Genomic DNA, 14856 nt, shown 5'->3' on the forward strand with positions numbered 1-14856 from the left:
CAATGGCGGACGTCGTCCCCCAGCTGCTGACCGTCGGTTTGCCCAACACGCTCATCCTCGCCGTATCCTCGGCGATCCTCGGTTCCATCCTGGGACTGGTGCTTGCCATCATGGGCATCGCCCGGAACCCGGTCCCGCGGTGGATTGCCCGCGTTTATACGGACATCTTCCGCGGCCTCCCGGCCATTCTGGTGATTGTCGTCCTCGGCATCGGGCTGGGGCCCGTGCTGCGCCAGCTGACGGGGATCACCAATCCGTTTCCGCTGGGCATCTTCGCCCTGACGCTGATGGCCGGCGCCTACATCGGTGAGATCTTCCGTTCGGGTATTCAAAGTGTTGACAAGGGCCAGCTGGAAGCCACCCGGGCACTGGGCTTCAGCTACGGATCGGCCATGGTCCTGGTGGTCGTCCCCCAGGGCATTCGACGGGTGCTGCCCGCCTTGGTCAACCAGCTCATTGCCCTCATCAAGGATTCCTCCCTGATCTACGTCCTGGGCCTGCTGCCGAGCCAGCGCGAGATCTACCGGGTGGGCAACGACGTCGCGGCAAATACGGGAAACATGTCCGCGCTGGTTGCGGCCGCCATGCTGTACCTGGTCCTGACCATCCCGCTGACCCACGTGGTGAACTACATGGACAAGCGGATGCGCGAAGGCAAGAAGTTGAAAGCGGAACCCGATGAAATTGCCGCCGTCGTTGGAAAGGGCGCCTAGACATGAGTGAATTCAAGTCAGGTTCCCTGACCGCCAAGAACATCCACCTGGCCTTCGGCGCCAACAAGGTGCTGCGCGGTATCGACCTGCACGTCCCCCAAGGCACCACGGCCTCCGTGATCGGCCCGTCCGGCTCCGGCAAGTCGACCTTGCTGCGGGTCATGAACCGGCTGATCGAACCGGACCAGGGCGACATTCTGCTGGATGACCGCTCCGTGTTGGCGGACAACCCGGACGAGCTCCGGCGTCGTATTGGCATGGTGTTCCAGCAGTTCAACCTGTTCCCGCACAAGACCGTGGCGGACAATGTGTCGCTGGCGCTGAACAAGCTGCGCAGGATGCCCAAGGACCAGGCACGCGCCAAGGCCTTGGAGCAGCTGGACATGGTGGGGTTGAGGCACAAGGCCGACGCCCGTCCCGGGAACCTCTCCGGCGGGCAGCAGCAGCGCGTGGCGATTGCCCGCGCGCTGGCCATGGAACCTGAGGTGATGTTCTTTGACGAGGCCACCTCGGCGCTGGACCCCGAGCTCGTCAAGGGCGTCCTGGCGCTCATGACGGACCTGTCCAAGGGCGGCATGACCATGGTGGTGGTGACGCACGAGATGGGCTTCAGCCGCAATGTGTCCGACACCGTCACGTTCATGGACGGCGGGGTGGTCGTGGAGACGGGATCCCCGGATGAACTCTTCAGCGCCCCGAAGACGGACCGCCTGAAGGGCTTCCTCTCCGACGTCCTCTAGCCCCTGCGACTGTGTTGCACATCTTGGACCGGAAAGCGCTTGTCATGTCTCGGACCTCTGTAGACAGTTCATGTCTCGCACCTGTGTTGACAGTTGATGTCTCATTGTTGTGTAGACACTTCCGGTCTGAGTAGTGGCCAGACCGGAAGTGTCTCACTTCTTTTTAGACGGTTTCTGGTTCGGGCTGTTCGGTCGTAGTTGTTGTTTTGACTGGCCTGATTTTACGTTTCCGCACGGCGCCGGCGGGGTCTGCCGCGATGCCGGAGGGTTTGCCGTTGCCTACGTATGGGGTGCCTTTGGGTGGGATGGGGTGGCTGATAATTTCTGAGCCAAGGCTGTCGAAGAACATGATGTCGGTGTCGTCGTGAATGATGTTCACGGTGGTGCCGATGTATTTCTTGCCCATCTTGAAATGCGTCCCCAAGACGGTGACATTGCCGTCTCGTCCGACACGACGCTGGCCGCTGAACCGCTCTGCCCCTACCGTGGGTTCTTCTGGTTCCGGCGGGCCGGGTGCCGGGGCCTTGGGTGTGGCGTTCCAGGCTTCCTGCGGTGTCATACCCGGCTTCAGGGCCTGGTGTTCACGTTCGGTGTTGTAGTACCGGTCGAAGGCATCGATCTGGGTTTGCAGGACCTCCAGCGTGGTGGCTGGTGGCTGCTGCTTCAGGTACCGGTGCAGGGTTTGATGGAACCGCTCGTTCTTGCCCTGGGTAGTGGGTTTGTAGGGTTTTCCGGTGATGGGTTCCACGCCCCGGGCCTTCAGGAATTCCACCAGTTCCCCGCGCCTGCCCAGCCGTGTCGGGTTAAGAGCCGCGCCGTTGTCACTGAGGAAGCGCTGGGGTACCCCGTGTCGGTCAATCGAGGTTGTCACGACCCTGATCGCGGCCTCGCTGGTTTCCCCGGAAGCAGCCAACGAGGCCAGGGCCAGCCGTGAATGGTCGTCGATGAGTTGGAAGATCGTGACCTTCGTCCCGCACGCCAGCACCCACTCGGTGGCGTCAATCTGCCAGCACGCATTCGGCTGCGGATAGACGAACCGGATATAGGCGCTGCGGGGCTTCTTCTTCGGCTCCGGCACCACGACGCCGGCACGGGTGAAGATCCTGGCCACAGTCGCCCTGGAGGGCGGTTGGAAGCCCTGTCGGCGCAACTTGGCGATCACTGAGAGCGGGCCGGCATCAAAGCCGGCCTTCTCCAACTCCTCGCGGGTTCCCAGCAGCAGATCGACCATGGAAGCGGGAGTGGTTTTCGGATGCCGCAACGCGATCGGAGGCCTCTTCTCCAACGCCTTGACCGGGCCGAGCGCTTGGGCTGCCGCCCGGACCTGGTAGAACCAGGCCCGGGAGACATTATGTTGTTTACAAAACGCGCTCACGGCACCGCGAGGAGCATCGGAAGGCCATGTAGCAACGAGATGACGGACTTTGATTGATGGTTGTGTTTTATGCACAATCCACAAGCAAAACCGACCAACTGTCTACAAGGCGATGAGACAGAGTGTCTACGAAGGTCCGAGACAAAACTGTCCAATAAGGTATGCGAGATCACAGGACCGGAAAGCGCTTCGTGAGCGTGATTTTGTCCAACATGTGCAACACAGTCTTGGTTTAACCCGGCTTAGCCGCCGTGCTTGACCGTGAGGATGGTGAGCACCGCGGCGTTGACCTTGGCCAGGAAGTCGGGGCGCTGCTGGGCCAGCTGCAGGACACCGTTGTACATGTACGGGATGGCGTTGGGGTTGCCGCACAGGACCATCGTTCCGCCGGCATTGATGAAGTTGTTGGCCCGCACGGCCCAGCTCCAGGGCGAAAGCTGCGCGGCGTTGCAGAGGTCGTCGGAGATGATGATGCCCGTGAACTTCGCGTTGGTCCGCAGCATCGTGCCCATGACGACTGTGGAGAACGGCGCGATCTTGCCGGGCCGCGCATCAATCCTGTCGTAGTACGCACTGGAGACCATCACCCACCTGGCCCCGTTGCTGATGGCCGTCTGGAACGGCAGCAGGTTGGGGTCGTTGATGGTGGTTTGGGTGTCATGGACGTTGCCCGTCACATCCGTGTTGCCGGTGACCCTGCCCAGCCCGGGGAAGTGCTTGACCGTGGGCATCACGTAGCCGGCCTTCATGCCGGCCAGGAACGCGTTGCCCTTGGCGGAGACGGCCTGCGGCGTGTAGCCGTACTCGCGGTCGTAGTACCCGATCGGGGCGTTGGACGGGGCAAAGGCCTGCGTGACGGTGTCAAGGGCGGGGGCCAGATTGACCTTCACGCCCGCCCAGCGCAGCTGGTTTCCCCAGTTTTTGGCGTCCGTCGTCAGCGTGGCCGTGGACAGCGTGCCCTGGGACAGCGCCGTCGGAATGGTTGAAAATCCCGGCCCGCTGAGCACCTGGACGTAGCCGCCCTCCTGGTCGGTGGCCACTGAGAGGTATTCGTTGTCCGTGGTCGCCGTGGAAACGGTGTTCGTCATGCGCCGCACGACTGCCGCCGTGGCGTTGATCCCGGCAGAGCTGCGGCCGGCCAGGTAGACATTGCCCACATGGTCCCAGCTGAGCACGTTCATGGTGGCCTGGCTGGCACCCGTGGCACCGGCCGCAACCATGAACAGCTGACCCACACGCTGCTGCAGCGTCATGTGGGCGAGGTGCTGGGCGGGCGTGCTCCACCCCAACGACGCCGGCGCCGCGGCGGTGGCCGGTGCCGAACCCATCAGGGATGCGGCTGCCAGGAGCGCGGCGAGCATGGCAACGGACTTCATACGGTGTGAAAACTGGAACTGGCGCATGGCACACACGGCTTAGTCGAGGGGAATCTATAGCCGGAAATTGTACTCCGAGGCGCCCGTTTCCGTCATGCCGAATTTGTGTTGCAGCTGTTGGACCACATGTGGCATGTCATGTCTCGGACCTCTGTAGACAGTTCATGTCTCGCACCTGTGTTGACAGTTGATGTCTCATTGTTGTGTAGACACTTCCGGTCTGAGTAGTGGCCAGACCGGAAGTGTCTCACTTCTTTTTAGACGGTTTCTGGTTCGGGCTGTTCGGTCGTAGTTGTTGTTTTGACTGGCCTGATTTTACGTTTCCGCACGGCGCCGGCGGGGTCTGCCGCGATGCCGGAGGGTTTGCCGTTGCCTACGTATGGGGTGCCTTTGGGTGGGATGGGGTGGCTGATAATTTCTGAGCCAAGGCTGTCGAAGAACATGATGTCGGTGTCGTCGTGAATGATGTTCACGGTGGTGCCGATGTATTTCTTGCCCATCTTGAAATGCGTCCCCAAGACGGTGACATTGCCGTCTCGTCCGACACGACGCTGGCCGCTGAACCGCTCTGCCCCTACCGTGGGTTCTTCTGGTTCCGGCGGGCCGGGTGCCGGGGCCTTGGGTGTGGCGTTCCAGGCTTCCTGCGGTGTCATACCCGGCTTCAGGGCCTGGTGTTCACGTTCGGTGTTGTAGTACCGGTCGAAGGCATCGATCTGGGTTTGCAGGACCTCCAGCGTGGTGGCTGGTGGCTGCTGCTTCAGGTACCGGTGCAGGGTTTGATGGAACCGCTCGTTCTTGCCCTGGGTAGTGGGTTTGTAGGGTTTTCCGGTGATGGGTTCCACGCCCCGGGCCTTCAGGAATTCCACCAGTTCCCCGCGCCTGCCCAGCCGTGTCGGGTTAAGAGCCGCGCCGTTGTCACTGAGGAAGCGCTGGGGTACCCCGTGTCGGTCAATCGAGGTTGTCACGACCCTGATCGCGGCCTCGCTGGTTTCCCCGGAAGCAGCCAACGAGGCCAGGGCCAGCCGTGAATGGTCGTCGATGAGTTGGAAGATCGTGACCTTCGTCCCGCACGCCAGCACCCACTCGGTGGCGTCAATCTGCCAGCACGCATTCGGCTGCGGATAGACGAACCGGATATAGGCGCTGCGGGGCTTCTTCTTCGGCTCCGGCACCACGACGCCGGCACGGGTGAAGATCCTGGCCACAGTCGCCCTGGAGGGCGGTTGGAAGCCCTGTCGGCGCAACTTGGCGATCACTGAGAGCGGGCCGGCATCAAAGCCGGCCTTCTCCAACTCCTCGCGGGTTCCCAGCAGCAGATCGACCATGGAAGCGGGAGTGGTTTTCGGATGCCGCAACGCGATCGGAGGCCTCTTCTCCAACGCCTTGACCGGGCCGAGCGCTTGGGCTGCCGCCCGGACCTGGTAGAACCAGGCCCGGGAGACATTATGTTGTTTACAAAACGCGCTCACGGCACCGCGAGGAGCATCGGAAGGCCATGTAGCAACGAGATGACGGACTTTGATTGATGGTTGTGTTTTATGCACAATCCACAAGCAAAACCGACCAACTGTCTACAAGGCGATGAGACAGAGTGTCTACGAAGGTCCGAGACAAAACTGTCCAATAAGGTATGCGAGATCACAGGACCACATGTGGCACTTTGGGGCTGTTTTGGTCCACAGCTGCAACACAGTCTTCGGCTAGGCCGTGGCGGAGGCCGCCGCCTTGGCTGCGGCCGGAAGGGCACTGACAATGCGGTCCATGGCGGCGTCGTCGTGCGCGGCGGACAGGAACCAGGCCTCGAAGACGCTCGGGGGCAGGTACACGCCGGAGTCGAGCATGGAATGGAAGAACGGGGCGTAACGGAACACGTCCTGGCCCTGCGCGTCGTCATAGTTGCGGACGCCGGAAGCGGACGTGCCGAAGGCGATGGAGAACAGGCTGCCGGCGCGCTGCACGGAGTGGTCCACGCCCTCGGCCTCCAGTGCGGAGGAGACCGCAGCGGACAGCTCCAGCGAGCGGGCGTCCACGGTCTCATACACGGCCGCCGTGGCGGCACTGAGCGTGGCCACGCCGGCGGCCATGGCCACCGGGTTTCCGGACAGGGTGCCGGCCTGGTACACCGGACCCAGGGGGGCCAGATAGTCCATGACCTCCGCGCGGCCGCCCAGCGCGGCTGTCGGCAGTCCCCCGCCGATGACCTTGCCAAAGGTGAACAGGTCAGGCGTCCACCCTTCGGCGGCCCCGGTCAGGCCCCAATAGCCGGCCGCCCCGACCCGGAAGCCGGTGAGGACCTCGTCCAGGATCAGCAGGGCGCCGTGGTCGGAGGTGATGCGGGAAAGGCCGGCGTTGAAGCCGTCGCCCGGGGTCACGACGCCCATGTTGGCGGGCGCGGCCTCCGTGATGACGGCGGCGATCCGCTCCCCGTGCGCGGCGAAGGCGGCCTCGACGGCGGCGAGGTCGTTGTACGGCAGGACCAGCGTTTCGGCGGCGGTGGCGGCCGTGACCCCGGCGGATCCGGGCAGGGCCAGGGTGGCCAGTCCGGAGCCGGCGGCGGCCAGCAGGGAGTCGAGGTGGCCGTGGTAGCAGCCGGCGAACTTGATGATGAGGTCCCGGCCGGTGTAGCCGCGGGCCAGGCGCACGGCGGTCATGGTGGCCTCGGTGCCGGTGGAGACCATGCGCAGGCGTTCGACGCCGGACACGCGCCCCTGCACCAGGGCGGCGAGTTCGCTTTCGGCCGGGGTGGAGGCGCCGAAGCTCAGGCCGTGGTCGACGGCGGCGTGGACGGCGGCCAGTACATCCGGGTGCGAGTGGCCCAGCAGCGCCGGGCCCCAGGAGCAGACCAGGTCCACGTAGTCGCGCCCGTCGGCGTCGGTGAGGTAGGCGCCCTTGGCGTTGACCATGAAGCGGGGCGTCCCGCCCACGGAGCCGAAGGCGCGCACGGGCGAGTTCACGCCTCCCGGCATGAGGGTCTTGGCGCGGTCAAAAAGTTCCTGGGAGCTGGTCATGGGTAGGTCCTTGGTTGGAGAAGGGGAAGGAACGGTCAGTTGCCGCGGAGCCAGCCGGCCAGCTCGGCCGCCCAGTAGGTCAGGATCATGGTGGCGCCGGCCCGCTTGATGCTCAGCACGGACTCCTCGACGGCGGCGCGGCGGTTGATCCACCCGTTGGCGGCGGCGGCCTCAACCATGGCGTATTCGCCGGAGATTTGGTAGGCCGCCACGGGCACGGGACTCATCGCGGCGACGTCCGCCAGAATGTCAAGGTAGCTCATGGCCGGCTTGACCATGACGATGTCGGCGCCTTCGGCCAGGTCCAGTTCCACCTCGTGCAGCGCCTCGCGCCGGTTGCCGGCGTCCATCTGGTACGTGCGGCGGTCTCCCTCCAGCTGCGAGTCGACGGCCTCGCGGAACGGGCCGTAAAAGGCGGAGGCGTACTTGGCGGCATAGGCCAGGACGGACACGTCGGTGAACCCGGCGGCGTCCAGGGCCTCCCGGACCACGCCGACCTGCCCGTCCATCATGCCCGAGGGAGCGACGACGTGGGCGCCGGCCGTTGCCTGTGCCACGGCCATCCGCGCGTAAATCGCCAGCGTGGCGTCGTTGTCCACCACGCCGTTGGAGTCGAGCACGCCGCAGTGGCCGTGGTCGGTGAATTCGTCCAGGCAGAGGTCGCTCATGACCACCAGCCCGTCGCCCACGGCCTCGCGGACGTCGCGGATGGCCTTGTTCAGCACCCCCTGCGGGTCCAGGCCGGCCGAGCCCGTGGCGTCGCGGACTGCCGGAATCCCAAACAGCATGATGCCGCCGAGTCCCAGCTCCACGGCCTCACGGGCGGCCGCCACGAGCGATGCGGTGGTGTGCTGCACCACGCCCGGCATGGATGTGATGGGGGCGGGTTCGCTGAGGTCCTCGCGGATGAACGCGGGCAGGATCAGCTCGGCCGGCGCCACCCGGTGCTCGGCGACCAGACGGCGCATGGCCGTGGTGGTGCGCAGCCGGCGGGGTCGGTGTTGGGGAAAGCTCACTTCGTGTCTCCTGGGTCGCTTGACTGCGTTGGGTGGCGTGCTGCCTGGCTTGTTGCGAGTACGGCTGCGGCGAGGGCGGCCACGATCCCGTCGGGGGTGGGGTGCACGGCCGTGGCGGCGACGCGCAGGCCCAGCCGTTCCGCCTCGGCCCTGGTCGGCTGTCCTATCGCGATGACCAGGCAGCGTTCCGGCAGCGGGCCCATCGTCTCGGCGACCCTGCGTGCCGCGCTCCCCGAGGCAAGGACGACGGCGTCGATCGCCCCCTCCAGCGCCGCCTGGGCCGCCTGGGCCGGGGTGAGGACGCGTCGCTCGCCGCCGGAACGGAGATCCCCTCGCGGACAGTAAGATTTCTGCGGTCGCTGAGCGACCTTTGAAATCCATCCCCGCTCCGGGGACCTCAGTTCCAGTGTCGCCGTCAGGCGGAGGCCGTCGCGGGCCGGGTAGTCGACCGTCTTGTAGGCGGTGACGGTTTCAGGCGTCCAGCCCTTCGCGGCCAGGCCGTCGGCGAGGGTCGGTTCGGCGAGGTTAGACTGCGGGAGCAGGACGCGCGCGTGGCCGCCGTCGTCGGATGTGTTGGACGGCCACAGCTCCACCAGCCCGGCGGCCGACTGCACGTCCACGGGCGCCAGGTCGGCGCGGATGCCCTCGGCAGCCAAAACGGCCACAGAGGTGGGCCCAATCGTGGCCACGCGCGTCCCGGCGGGAATCAGGCCGGCGAGGGTTGTGCCAGCGGCTTCGCACCACTGCTTGAGTGCCCGCACCGTGGTGATGGAGCTGATCACCACCCACCGATACTCCCCCGCCTCGAGGCGCCGGAGCGCGGCGCCCAAGGCGTCGGGATCTCCAACCTCAAAGTCGATGACCGGCACCAGCACCGGCTCCGCGCCGGCCCCCTCCAAGGCGGCCAGCAGGGCCCCGGCCCGATCCACGCTGCGGGTCACCGCAACGCGGAGCCCGGCAAGCGGAGCGCTGGTTGAGCCCGACGAAACCCCTGGTCGCCACGCGTTCGCGGGGCTCACTGCTCGACCACCGGGTTGGACGTCATTTCCCCGAGCCGGACAGATCCGCCAGGTCCGCGGCGCCGCCGGCGAGCAGTTCCTCGGCCAGTTCGATCCCGAGGAGGGTGGCACCGACGTTGCTGAGCCCGTCGGTGGCCTTCTTCAGGCGCAGCGAGCGCTTGCCGTCCAGTGAGCAGACCATGGCTTCCAAATACAGCATGGAGCCCTTGCGGAACGCGAAGGCGCCGACTGGGGCGCTGCAGCCGGCCTCGAGGCGGGCCAGCAGGGCCCTCTCGGCTGTCACTGCAAGGCGGGTGTCGACGTCATCCACGGCCGCAAGCGCCTGGCCCAGGATGCCGGCGGGCCCGGCGTCGGCCGTGCGGCACTCCAGCGCCAGCGCGCCCTGGCCCGGGGCCGGGAGCATGACGTCCGCCTCCAGGTATTCGGTGACGGTGTCCAGGCGGTTGATGCGGGAGAGGCCGGCGGCGGCGAGGACGACGGCGTCGAGGTCGCCGGTCTTGCCGGGCACCACCTCGGCGGGGGCATTGCCGGGCAGCCCGGCGACGCGGCCCAGCCGGGTGTCGACGTTGCCGCGGATGTCCACTATTTTCAGGTCGGGGCGGGCGGCCAGCAGCTGGGCCGCACGGCGCGGGGAGCCGGTGCCCACGGAGGCGCCGGCCGGCAGCTCGGCAAGTTTCAGCCCGTCGCGCGAGCAGAGGGCGTCCCGGGGGTCGGCGCGGACCGGGACGGCGGCCAGGGTGAGTCCCGGCACGGCGGCCGTGGGCAGATCCTTGAGCGAGTGCACTGCCACGTCAACGCCGCCGTCCAGGACGGCGGCGCGCAGCGCGGCGGCAAAGACGCCGGTGCCGCCCATCTGGGACAGCGGGCCGGTGAGGACGTCGCCGTCGGTCTTGACGGGAACGATCTCGGCCTCGAAGCCGCCCACCGCCGTCAGGACATCGGCGATCTGGCCGGTCTGGCCCAGGGCCAGCCTGCTACCGCGTGTGCCGATTTTCACGGGTGCCAGGACCTCAGCCGTCACGGCCGCGCCCCGCCGGCGGCGGAGACCAGGCCGACGGTGCTGCCCACCTCGGCGATGGCGGGCTTGTCTCCGCGGAAGTTGGCGCAGCAGCCGGGCCGGCAGACGTCATACCAGGGACCGAGCGTCGTCATGGCGGGACGCTCGGCAACGTTGTGTGCAACGGTGCGTTCGCAGACCAAGTCCACGAGCCCGGCCGCGAACTTCGCGTGCGTGGACGGTGTGGGTGCCCTGTCAAAGGCCAATTCCAGCTCCGCGCTCGTTTCCCGGGCCTCGGTGTCCAGGTCCCACAGGACTTCCATGTGGTCGCTGACGAAGCCCAGAGGCACCACCACCACGCCCTTCGTCCCGGCGGCGGCAAGCTCCCGGAGCGCGTCGTTGATGTCGGGTTCAAGCCAGGGCACGTGCGGGGCGCCGGAGCGGGACTGGTAGACCAGGGACCATTCCTGGCCGGGGTCCACCTCCGCCATGACTGCGTCCGCCACGGCCAGGTGCTGTGCCACGTAGGCGGAATTTTCGGCAAACTCGCGCGGCTGCTCGACAGAGCGGCCGGACGCCTCGGCGTCGCGCGTCGGGATGGAGTGCGTGGCGAAGAGCACGTGCACGGGCGCGCCGGGGGTTCCGGCGGCGGCCAGTTCGGCGCGCACCCTGGCCAGTGACACGGCGGTCCCTTCGATGAACGGCTCCACGAAGCCCGGATGGTCAAAGTACTGGCGCACCTTGTCCACGGCCAGCAGGCCGTCCAGCCCGGTCTCCGTCAGGGCCATGCCGATGTCCTCACGGTACTGGCGGCAGCTCGAGTACGAGGAGTAGGCACTCGTGGTGACCATGAGAAGGCGGCGGTGGCCGGCGTCATAGGCGCCCTTCAGGACGGCGGGGATGTACGGGTCCCAGTTGCGGTTGCCCCAGAGCACCGGCAGGGCGATGCCGCGGGCGGCAAGCTCCGCCTCCAGCGCGGCCTTCAAGGCGCGGTTTTGGGCGTTGATGGGGCTGATGCCGCCGTTGGCACGGTAGTGGTGGCTGACCTCCTCGAGGCGCTCGTCGGGGATGCCGCGCCCGCGTGTGACGTTGCGCAGAAAGGGGATGACGTCCTCCTGGCCTTCCGGGCCGCCAAAGGAAGCCAACAGGATGCCGTCATACTCGGCCGGGGCGGACACCGGGGCGCCGCTCATCGCAGGACCTCGGCAACCTCGGCCGCGCTGATCCGGCGCCCGGTGTAGAAGGGGATTTCCTCGCGCACGTGCAGCCGCGCGTCGGTGGAGCGCAGGTGGCGCATCATGTCCACCAGGTCGGTAAGGTCGTCCGCCTCCAGGCCCAGCAACCATTCCCAGTCGCCCAGGGCAAAGGCGGAGACCGTGTTGGCAAGGACGCCGGGGAAGTCGCGCCCGAGCATGCCGTGGTCGCGCAGCATGCGGCTGCGGTCCTCCGCGGGCAGGATGTACCAGTCGTAGGAGCGCACGAAGGGGTAGACGCACACCCAGCCCTTGGGGCCGTGCGGGCCCATGTAGGACGGGGCGTGGCTCTTGGCGAACTCGGCCTCGCGGTGCACGCCCATGGCGGACCAGGAAATTTCGCTCGCCGCGAACAACTCCAGGCGGCGGATGCTGCGCACGGCCTGCTGCAGGCCTTCGGGCTGGGAGCCCACCAGCCAGACCATGACGTCGGCATCGCTGCGCATGGCGGAGACGTCATAGGCCCCGCGCAGCGTGATGTTCTCGGCGGCCAGGGAGGCGGCCAGTTCGTCAAAGGCGGCGACCGCGCCGTCGCCGCCCGCGAACGAGCCGGTGCGCTTGAACACGGTCCACAGGGTGAACGGCGTGGCCGGGGCGTCGGCCGGCCCGGAAGTTTTAGTGACAGATTCCGCGAAAGTGTGGCTCATGGATTCAAGTTTGCACCCAAGGGCGCAGAAACATGAAACCCAACTTCTCTACACGTCGTAGAAAGTGACCAAGCTCACGTGCGCGCCGGCGAGTCCGCGTCGGCATCCATCACGGCACGGACCTGCCTGCGCGTCCCGGCCACCACGGCGGCGAGCCCGTTGCCGGACATCCAGCCGCCCGTCAGCACCAGCCCCCGGTGCGCCTGCGCCAGTGCGTGGATCTGCGCCATCTTGGCCTGGTGCCCGACGGCGGCAAACGGCAGTGCGCCCTTCCAACGGACAATGTCCGCCCCCAGGACGTCGTCCGCGGTGACGGGCACGCCCAGCAGCGTCGTGGCGTCGGCGAGCGCCGTGGCGACCAGTTCGCCGTCGTCCTCCGTCCGGGCGGTGAGCCGGACGGCATCGGCCGCGGCAACTCCGGCGCGGCCGTAGGAAAGTCGCAGGACGTGGGTGCCGGGCCCGGTGGAGTCGGCCAGCCAGGCCCACTTAGCCGTGGCGTGGGTGAGCGCCTTGGCCTTGATGCCGTCGGCTTGCGGGGCCACCAGGATGCCGGTGCCGCGCGGCTTGGAGTCGAGCTCGGGCACGTCCACCACGAGCGTGACCAGGCGAATGTCCGGCCCCGCGGCGGGGGCAAACGCCGCCAGCTCGGGCAGTTCGGGCGCCAGCAGCTTCACTGCCGTGGGACCGTCCGTGGCGACCACCAGCAGTTCCACGGTTTCACTGCCGGTGTCCGAGCCCGCCGTCCAGTCGACGGTCCAGCGGGAGGGAGACCCGGCGTCGGGCGTGGCGGGAGACGGGGCGGGGCGGCTGACGGCGGTGACGGCGTGGCCCGGGTGCAGCGCCACGCCTGTGGCGCGGAGCCGTCCCACCAGCGCCGCGACCAGCGTGTGCATGCCGCCGTCGAGCCCGCCCACGGCGGATCCGGGCTTACTGCCGGACTGCCCGGCGGCGGAGCGCTGCGCCGCCACGGCGGCGACCAGGGAACCGTGCTCGCGGATGCCGGCGCGCAGGCCGGGAGCCACCATGTCGACGTCCAGGACCTCGGGGTCCGCGGAGTGCACGCCGGCCACCACGGGCGCCACCAGCCTTTCCAGGACGCGGCGGCCCATGCGGGCGCGGACCAGCTCCGCGACGCTGCACTGGGCCTCGGTGGTGCCGACGCTGACGGGCATTTTCGCGTCGAGTGCGGCGCGCAGGACGCCGGAGGCACCGAGGGCCTCGCGCACCTCCGGGGCGTGCAGGTCGGAGGGGATGCCCAGGATCCCCGTGCGCGGAAGCGGCACCGGGCCTTCGGGGAGCCAGACCCAGGCACCGGCGGGGTCCGGGCGGACAATCTTGTCCGCCAGGCCCAGTTCCGCGGCCAGCCCGGCCACGGCCGTGCTGCGGGTGGCGAAGGATTCCGCCCCGCTGTCCAGCTCGACGCCGGCCACCTCGTGGACGCCCACGCAGCCGCCCCAGGCGCGGGCGGCGTCATACACGCTGACCTGCCAGCCGGCGGCCTGGAGGTCCATGGCGGCCAGCAGCCCCGACATGCCGCCGCCCACCACGGCCGCACGCTTCGCTGCAGGGGAAGCGGGGCGGACCCGCGGGGCGTGCTTGTTCTGCTCCATGGCTCTCCTTGCCGGCTACGGTTCGATCGAGTGGATCAATTCAACCACGCGGGTCAGCACGGCCGGGTCGGTGTCCGGGGGGACGCCGTGGCCCAGGTTGAGCACGTGCGCGGGCGCGCCGCCGCCGGCGGCGATGACGTCCCGGACGTGCTCCTCCAGCACCGGCCAGGGGGCGTTCAGGAGGGCGGGGTCGATGTTTCCCTGCAGCGGCACACGCCCGCCCAGGCGCCGGTTGGCCTCATCCAGGGGAAGGCGGTAGTCCACGCCCATGACGTCCACGCCCACATTCAGCATGGCGCCCAGCAATTCCGAGGTGCCGGTGCCGAAGTGGACCAGCGGCACGTCCAGGTCGCGGACGTGGTCCAGTGCGCGGGTCGACGCCGGGGCCACGTGCTGCGTGTAGTCGTCCAGGCCCAGCGACCCCGCCCAGGAGTCGAAGAGCTGGGCGGCGCTGGCCCCGGCGTCGACCTGGGCGCGCAGGAACTTCCCGGAAGCGTCCGCCGCCCAGTTCATGAGCGCGGCCCAGACCTCCGGTTCGGCATGCATCATGGTGCGCGGGCCCAGGTGGTCGCGGGAGGGCCGGCCCTCCACCATGTACGCGGCCACGGTGAACGGCGCCCCGGCGAAGCCGATGAGCGGGGTGCTGCCCAGTTCCCGCACCGTCAGGGCCACGGCCTCGCGGATGGGGTCCAGGGATTGGTCCGTGAGGTCGGGCAGGTTTGCCACGTCCTCGGCCGTGCGGACGGGCCGGTCCAGCACCGGCCCGACGCCGGGGACAATGTCCACGCCGACGCCGGCCAGCTTGAGCGGGATGACGATGTCGGAGAAGAAAATGGCGGCGTCCACGTCGTGGCGGCGCACCGGTTGGAGGGTGATTTCGGCGGCCATGGCGGGCTTGAGGCAGGACTCGAGCATGGTGGTGCCCACGCGCAGCTGGCGGTATTCGGGCAGGGAGCGTCCCGCCTGGCGCATGAACCAGACGGGCCTGCGGCTGGGCCTGCCGCCGCGGTAGGCGGTGATCAGCGGGGAGTTGGCGGTTCGGCCATCCATCAGGGGGTGGCTTGTGCTCAGTGTCATGGCACCACCATACAGAGGGAATCGG

The 14856-nt window shown here is 67.8% G+C and carries 13 protein-coding genes; 2 read left to right on the top strand and 11 right to left on the bottom strand.

Annotation, left to right across the window (positions count from 1 at the left end):
- Nucleotides 1–2: 2 nt before the first annotated feature.
- Together DMB86_RS16860 and DMB86_RS16865 are read left to right on the top strand one after the other, a co-directional pair.
- Nucleotides 3–713: an amino acid ABC transporter permease gene (locus DMB86_RS16860; protein WP_113719654.1), complete on the top strand. Its 711-nt coding sequence runs from the start codon at nt 3–5 to the stop codon at nt 711–713.
- Nucleotides 714–715: 2 nt separating this feature from the next.
- Nucleotides 716–1453 carry an amino acid ABC transporter ATP-binding protein gene (locus DMB86_RS16865; RefSeq protein ID WP_113718807.1) on the top strand — a complete coding sequence of 246 codons (738 nt, stop codon included), beginning with the start codon at nt 716–718 and terminating at the stop codon, nt 1451–1453.
- A 163-nt stretch (nt 1454–1616) separates the two neighbouring features.
- On the opposite strand, the gene DMB86_RS16870 is transcribed toward DMB86_RS16865, so the two are convergent.
- The 11 genes from DMB86_RS16870 to hemE all read right to left on the bottom strand — a co-directional run bounded on the left by DMB86_RS16870 (nt 1617) and on the right by hemE (nt 14831).
- The gene (locus DMB86_RS16870) at nt 1617–2828 is read right to left on the bottom strand and encodes an integrase core domain-containing protein (protein ID WP_227878454.1); all 1212 of its coding nucleotides are present in this window, start codon (nt 2826–2828) and stop codon (nt 1617–1619) included.
- A gap of 242 nt (nt 2829–3070) precedes the next feature.
- Entirely contained in the window at nt 3071–4204 is a 1134-nt protein-coding gene (locus DMB86_RS16875; RefSeq protein WP_227878455.1) for a glycoside hydrolase family 3 N-terminal domain-containing protein, read from the bottom strand.
- Nucleotides 4205–4461: 257 nt separating this feature from the next.
- Nucleotides 4462–5673 carry an integrase core domain-containing protein gene (locus DMB86_RS16880; RefSeq protein ID WP_227878454.1) on the bottom strand — a complete coding sequence of 404 codons (1212 nt, stop codon included), beginning with the start codon at nt 5671–5673 and terminating at the stop codon, nt 4462–4464.
- 231 nt (nt 5674–5904) lie between these two features.
- The gene (hemL, locus tag DMB86_RS16885; RefSeq protein WP_113718809.1) at nt 5905–7212 is read right to left on the bottom strand and encodes a glutamate-1-semialdehyde 2,1-aminomutase; all 1308 of its coding nucleotides are present in this window, start codon (nt 7210–7212) and stop codon (nt 5905–5907) included.
- Between the two features lie 35 nt (nt 7213–7247).
- On the bottom strand, nt 7248–8228 hold the full coding sequence (gene hemB / locus DMB86_RS16890) for a porphobilinogen synthase (RefSeq protein ID WP_113718810.1): 981 nt from the start codon (nt 8226–8228) through the stop codon (nt 7248–7250).
- Nucleotides 8225–9169 (bottom strand): uroporphyrinogen-III synthase, encoded by a 945-nt coding sequence (locus DMB86_RS16895; protein WP_227878456.1) that lies wholly within the window; start codon nt 9167–9169, stop codon nt 8225–8227. Before DMB86_RS16895 ends, hemB begins: the two co-directional genes overlap by 4 nt.
- A 100-nt stretch (nt 9170–9269) precedes the next feature.
- Complete coding sequence (hemC, locus tag DMB86_RS16900; protein ID WP_113719655.1) at nt 9270–10253, bottom strand: hydroxymethylbilane synthase; 984 nt, start codon at nt 10251–10253, stop codon at nt 9270–9272.
- Nucleotides 10254–10264: 11 nt separating this feature from the next.
- Nucleotides 10265–11437: a ferrochelatase gene (locus tag DMB86_RS16905; RefSeq protein ID WP_113718812.1), complete on the bottom strand. Its 1173-nt coding sequence runs from the start codon at nt 11435–11437 to the stop codon at nt 10265–10267.
- Entirely contained in the window at nt 11434–12144 is a 711-nt protein-coding gene (gene hemQ, locus DMB86_RS16910) for a hydrogen peroxide-dependent heme synthase (protein WP_113718813.1), read from the bottom strand. The genes DMB86_RS16905 and hemQ overlap by 4 nt, the downstream gene beginning before the upstream one ends.
- 74 nt (nt 12145–12218) lie before the next feature.
- Nucleotides 12219–13754, bottom strand: a complete 1536-nt coding sequence (gene hemG, locus DMB86_RS16915) for a protoporphyrinogen oxidase (RefSeq protein WP_113718814.1) — start codon at nt 13752–13754, stop codon at nt 12219–12221.
- 15 nt (nt 13755–13769) lie between these two features.
- Nucleotides 13770–14831, bottom strand: a complete 1062-nt coding sequence (gene hemE, locus DMB86_RS16920) for a uroporphyrinogen decarboxylase (protein WP_171814533.1) — start codon at nt 14829–14831, stop codon at nt 13770–13772.
- Nucleotides 14832–14856: the final 25 nt, after the last annotated feature.

It is taken from the genome of Arthrobacter dokdonellae (genome assembly GCF_003268655.1).
Lineage (GTDB): Bacteria > Actinomycetota > Actinomycetes > Actinomycetales > Micrococcaceae > Specibacter > Specibacter dokdonellae.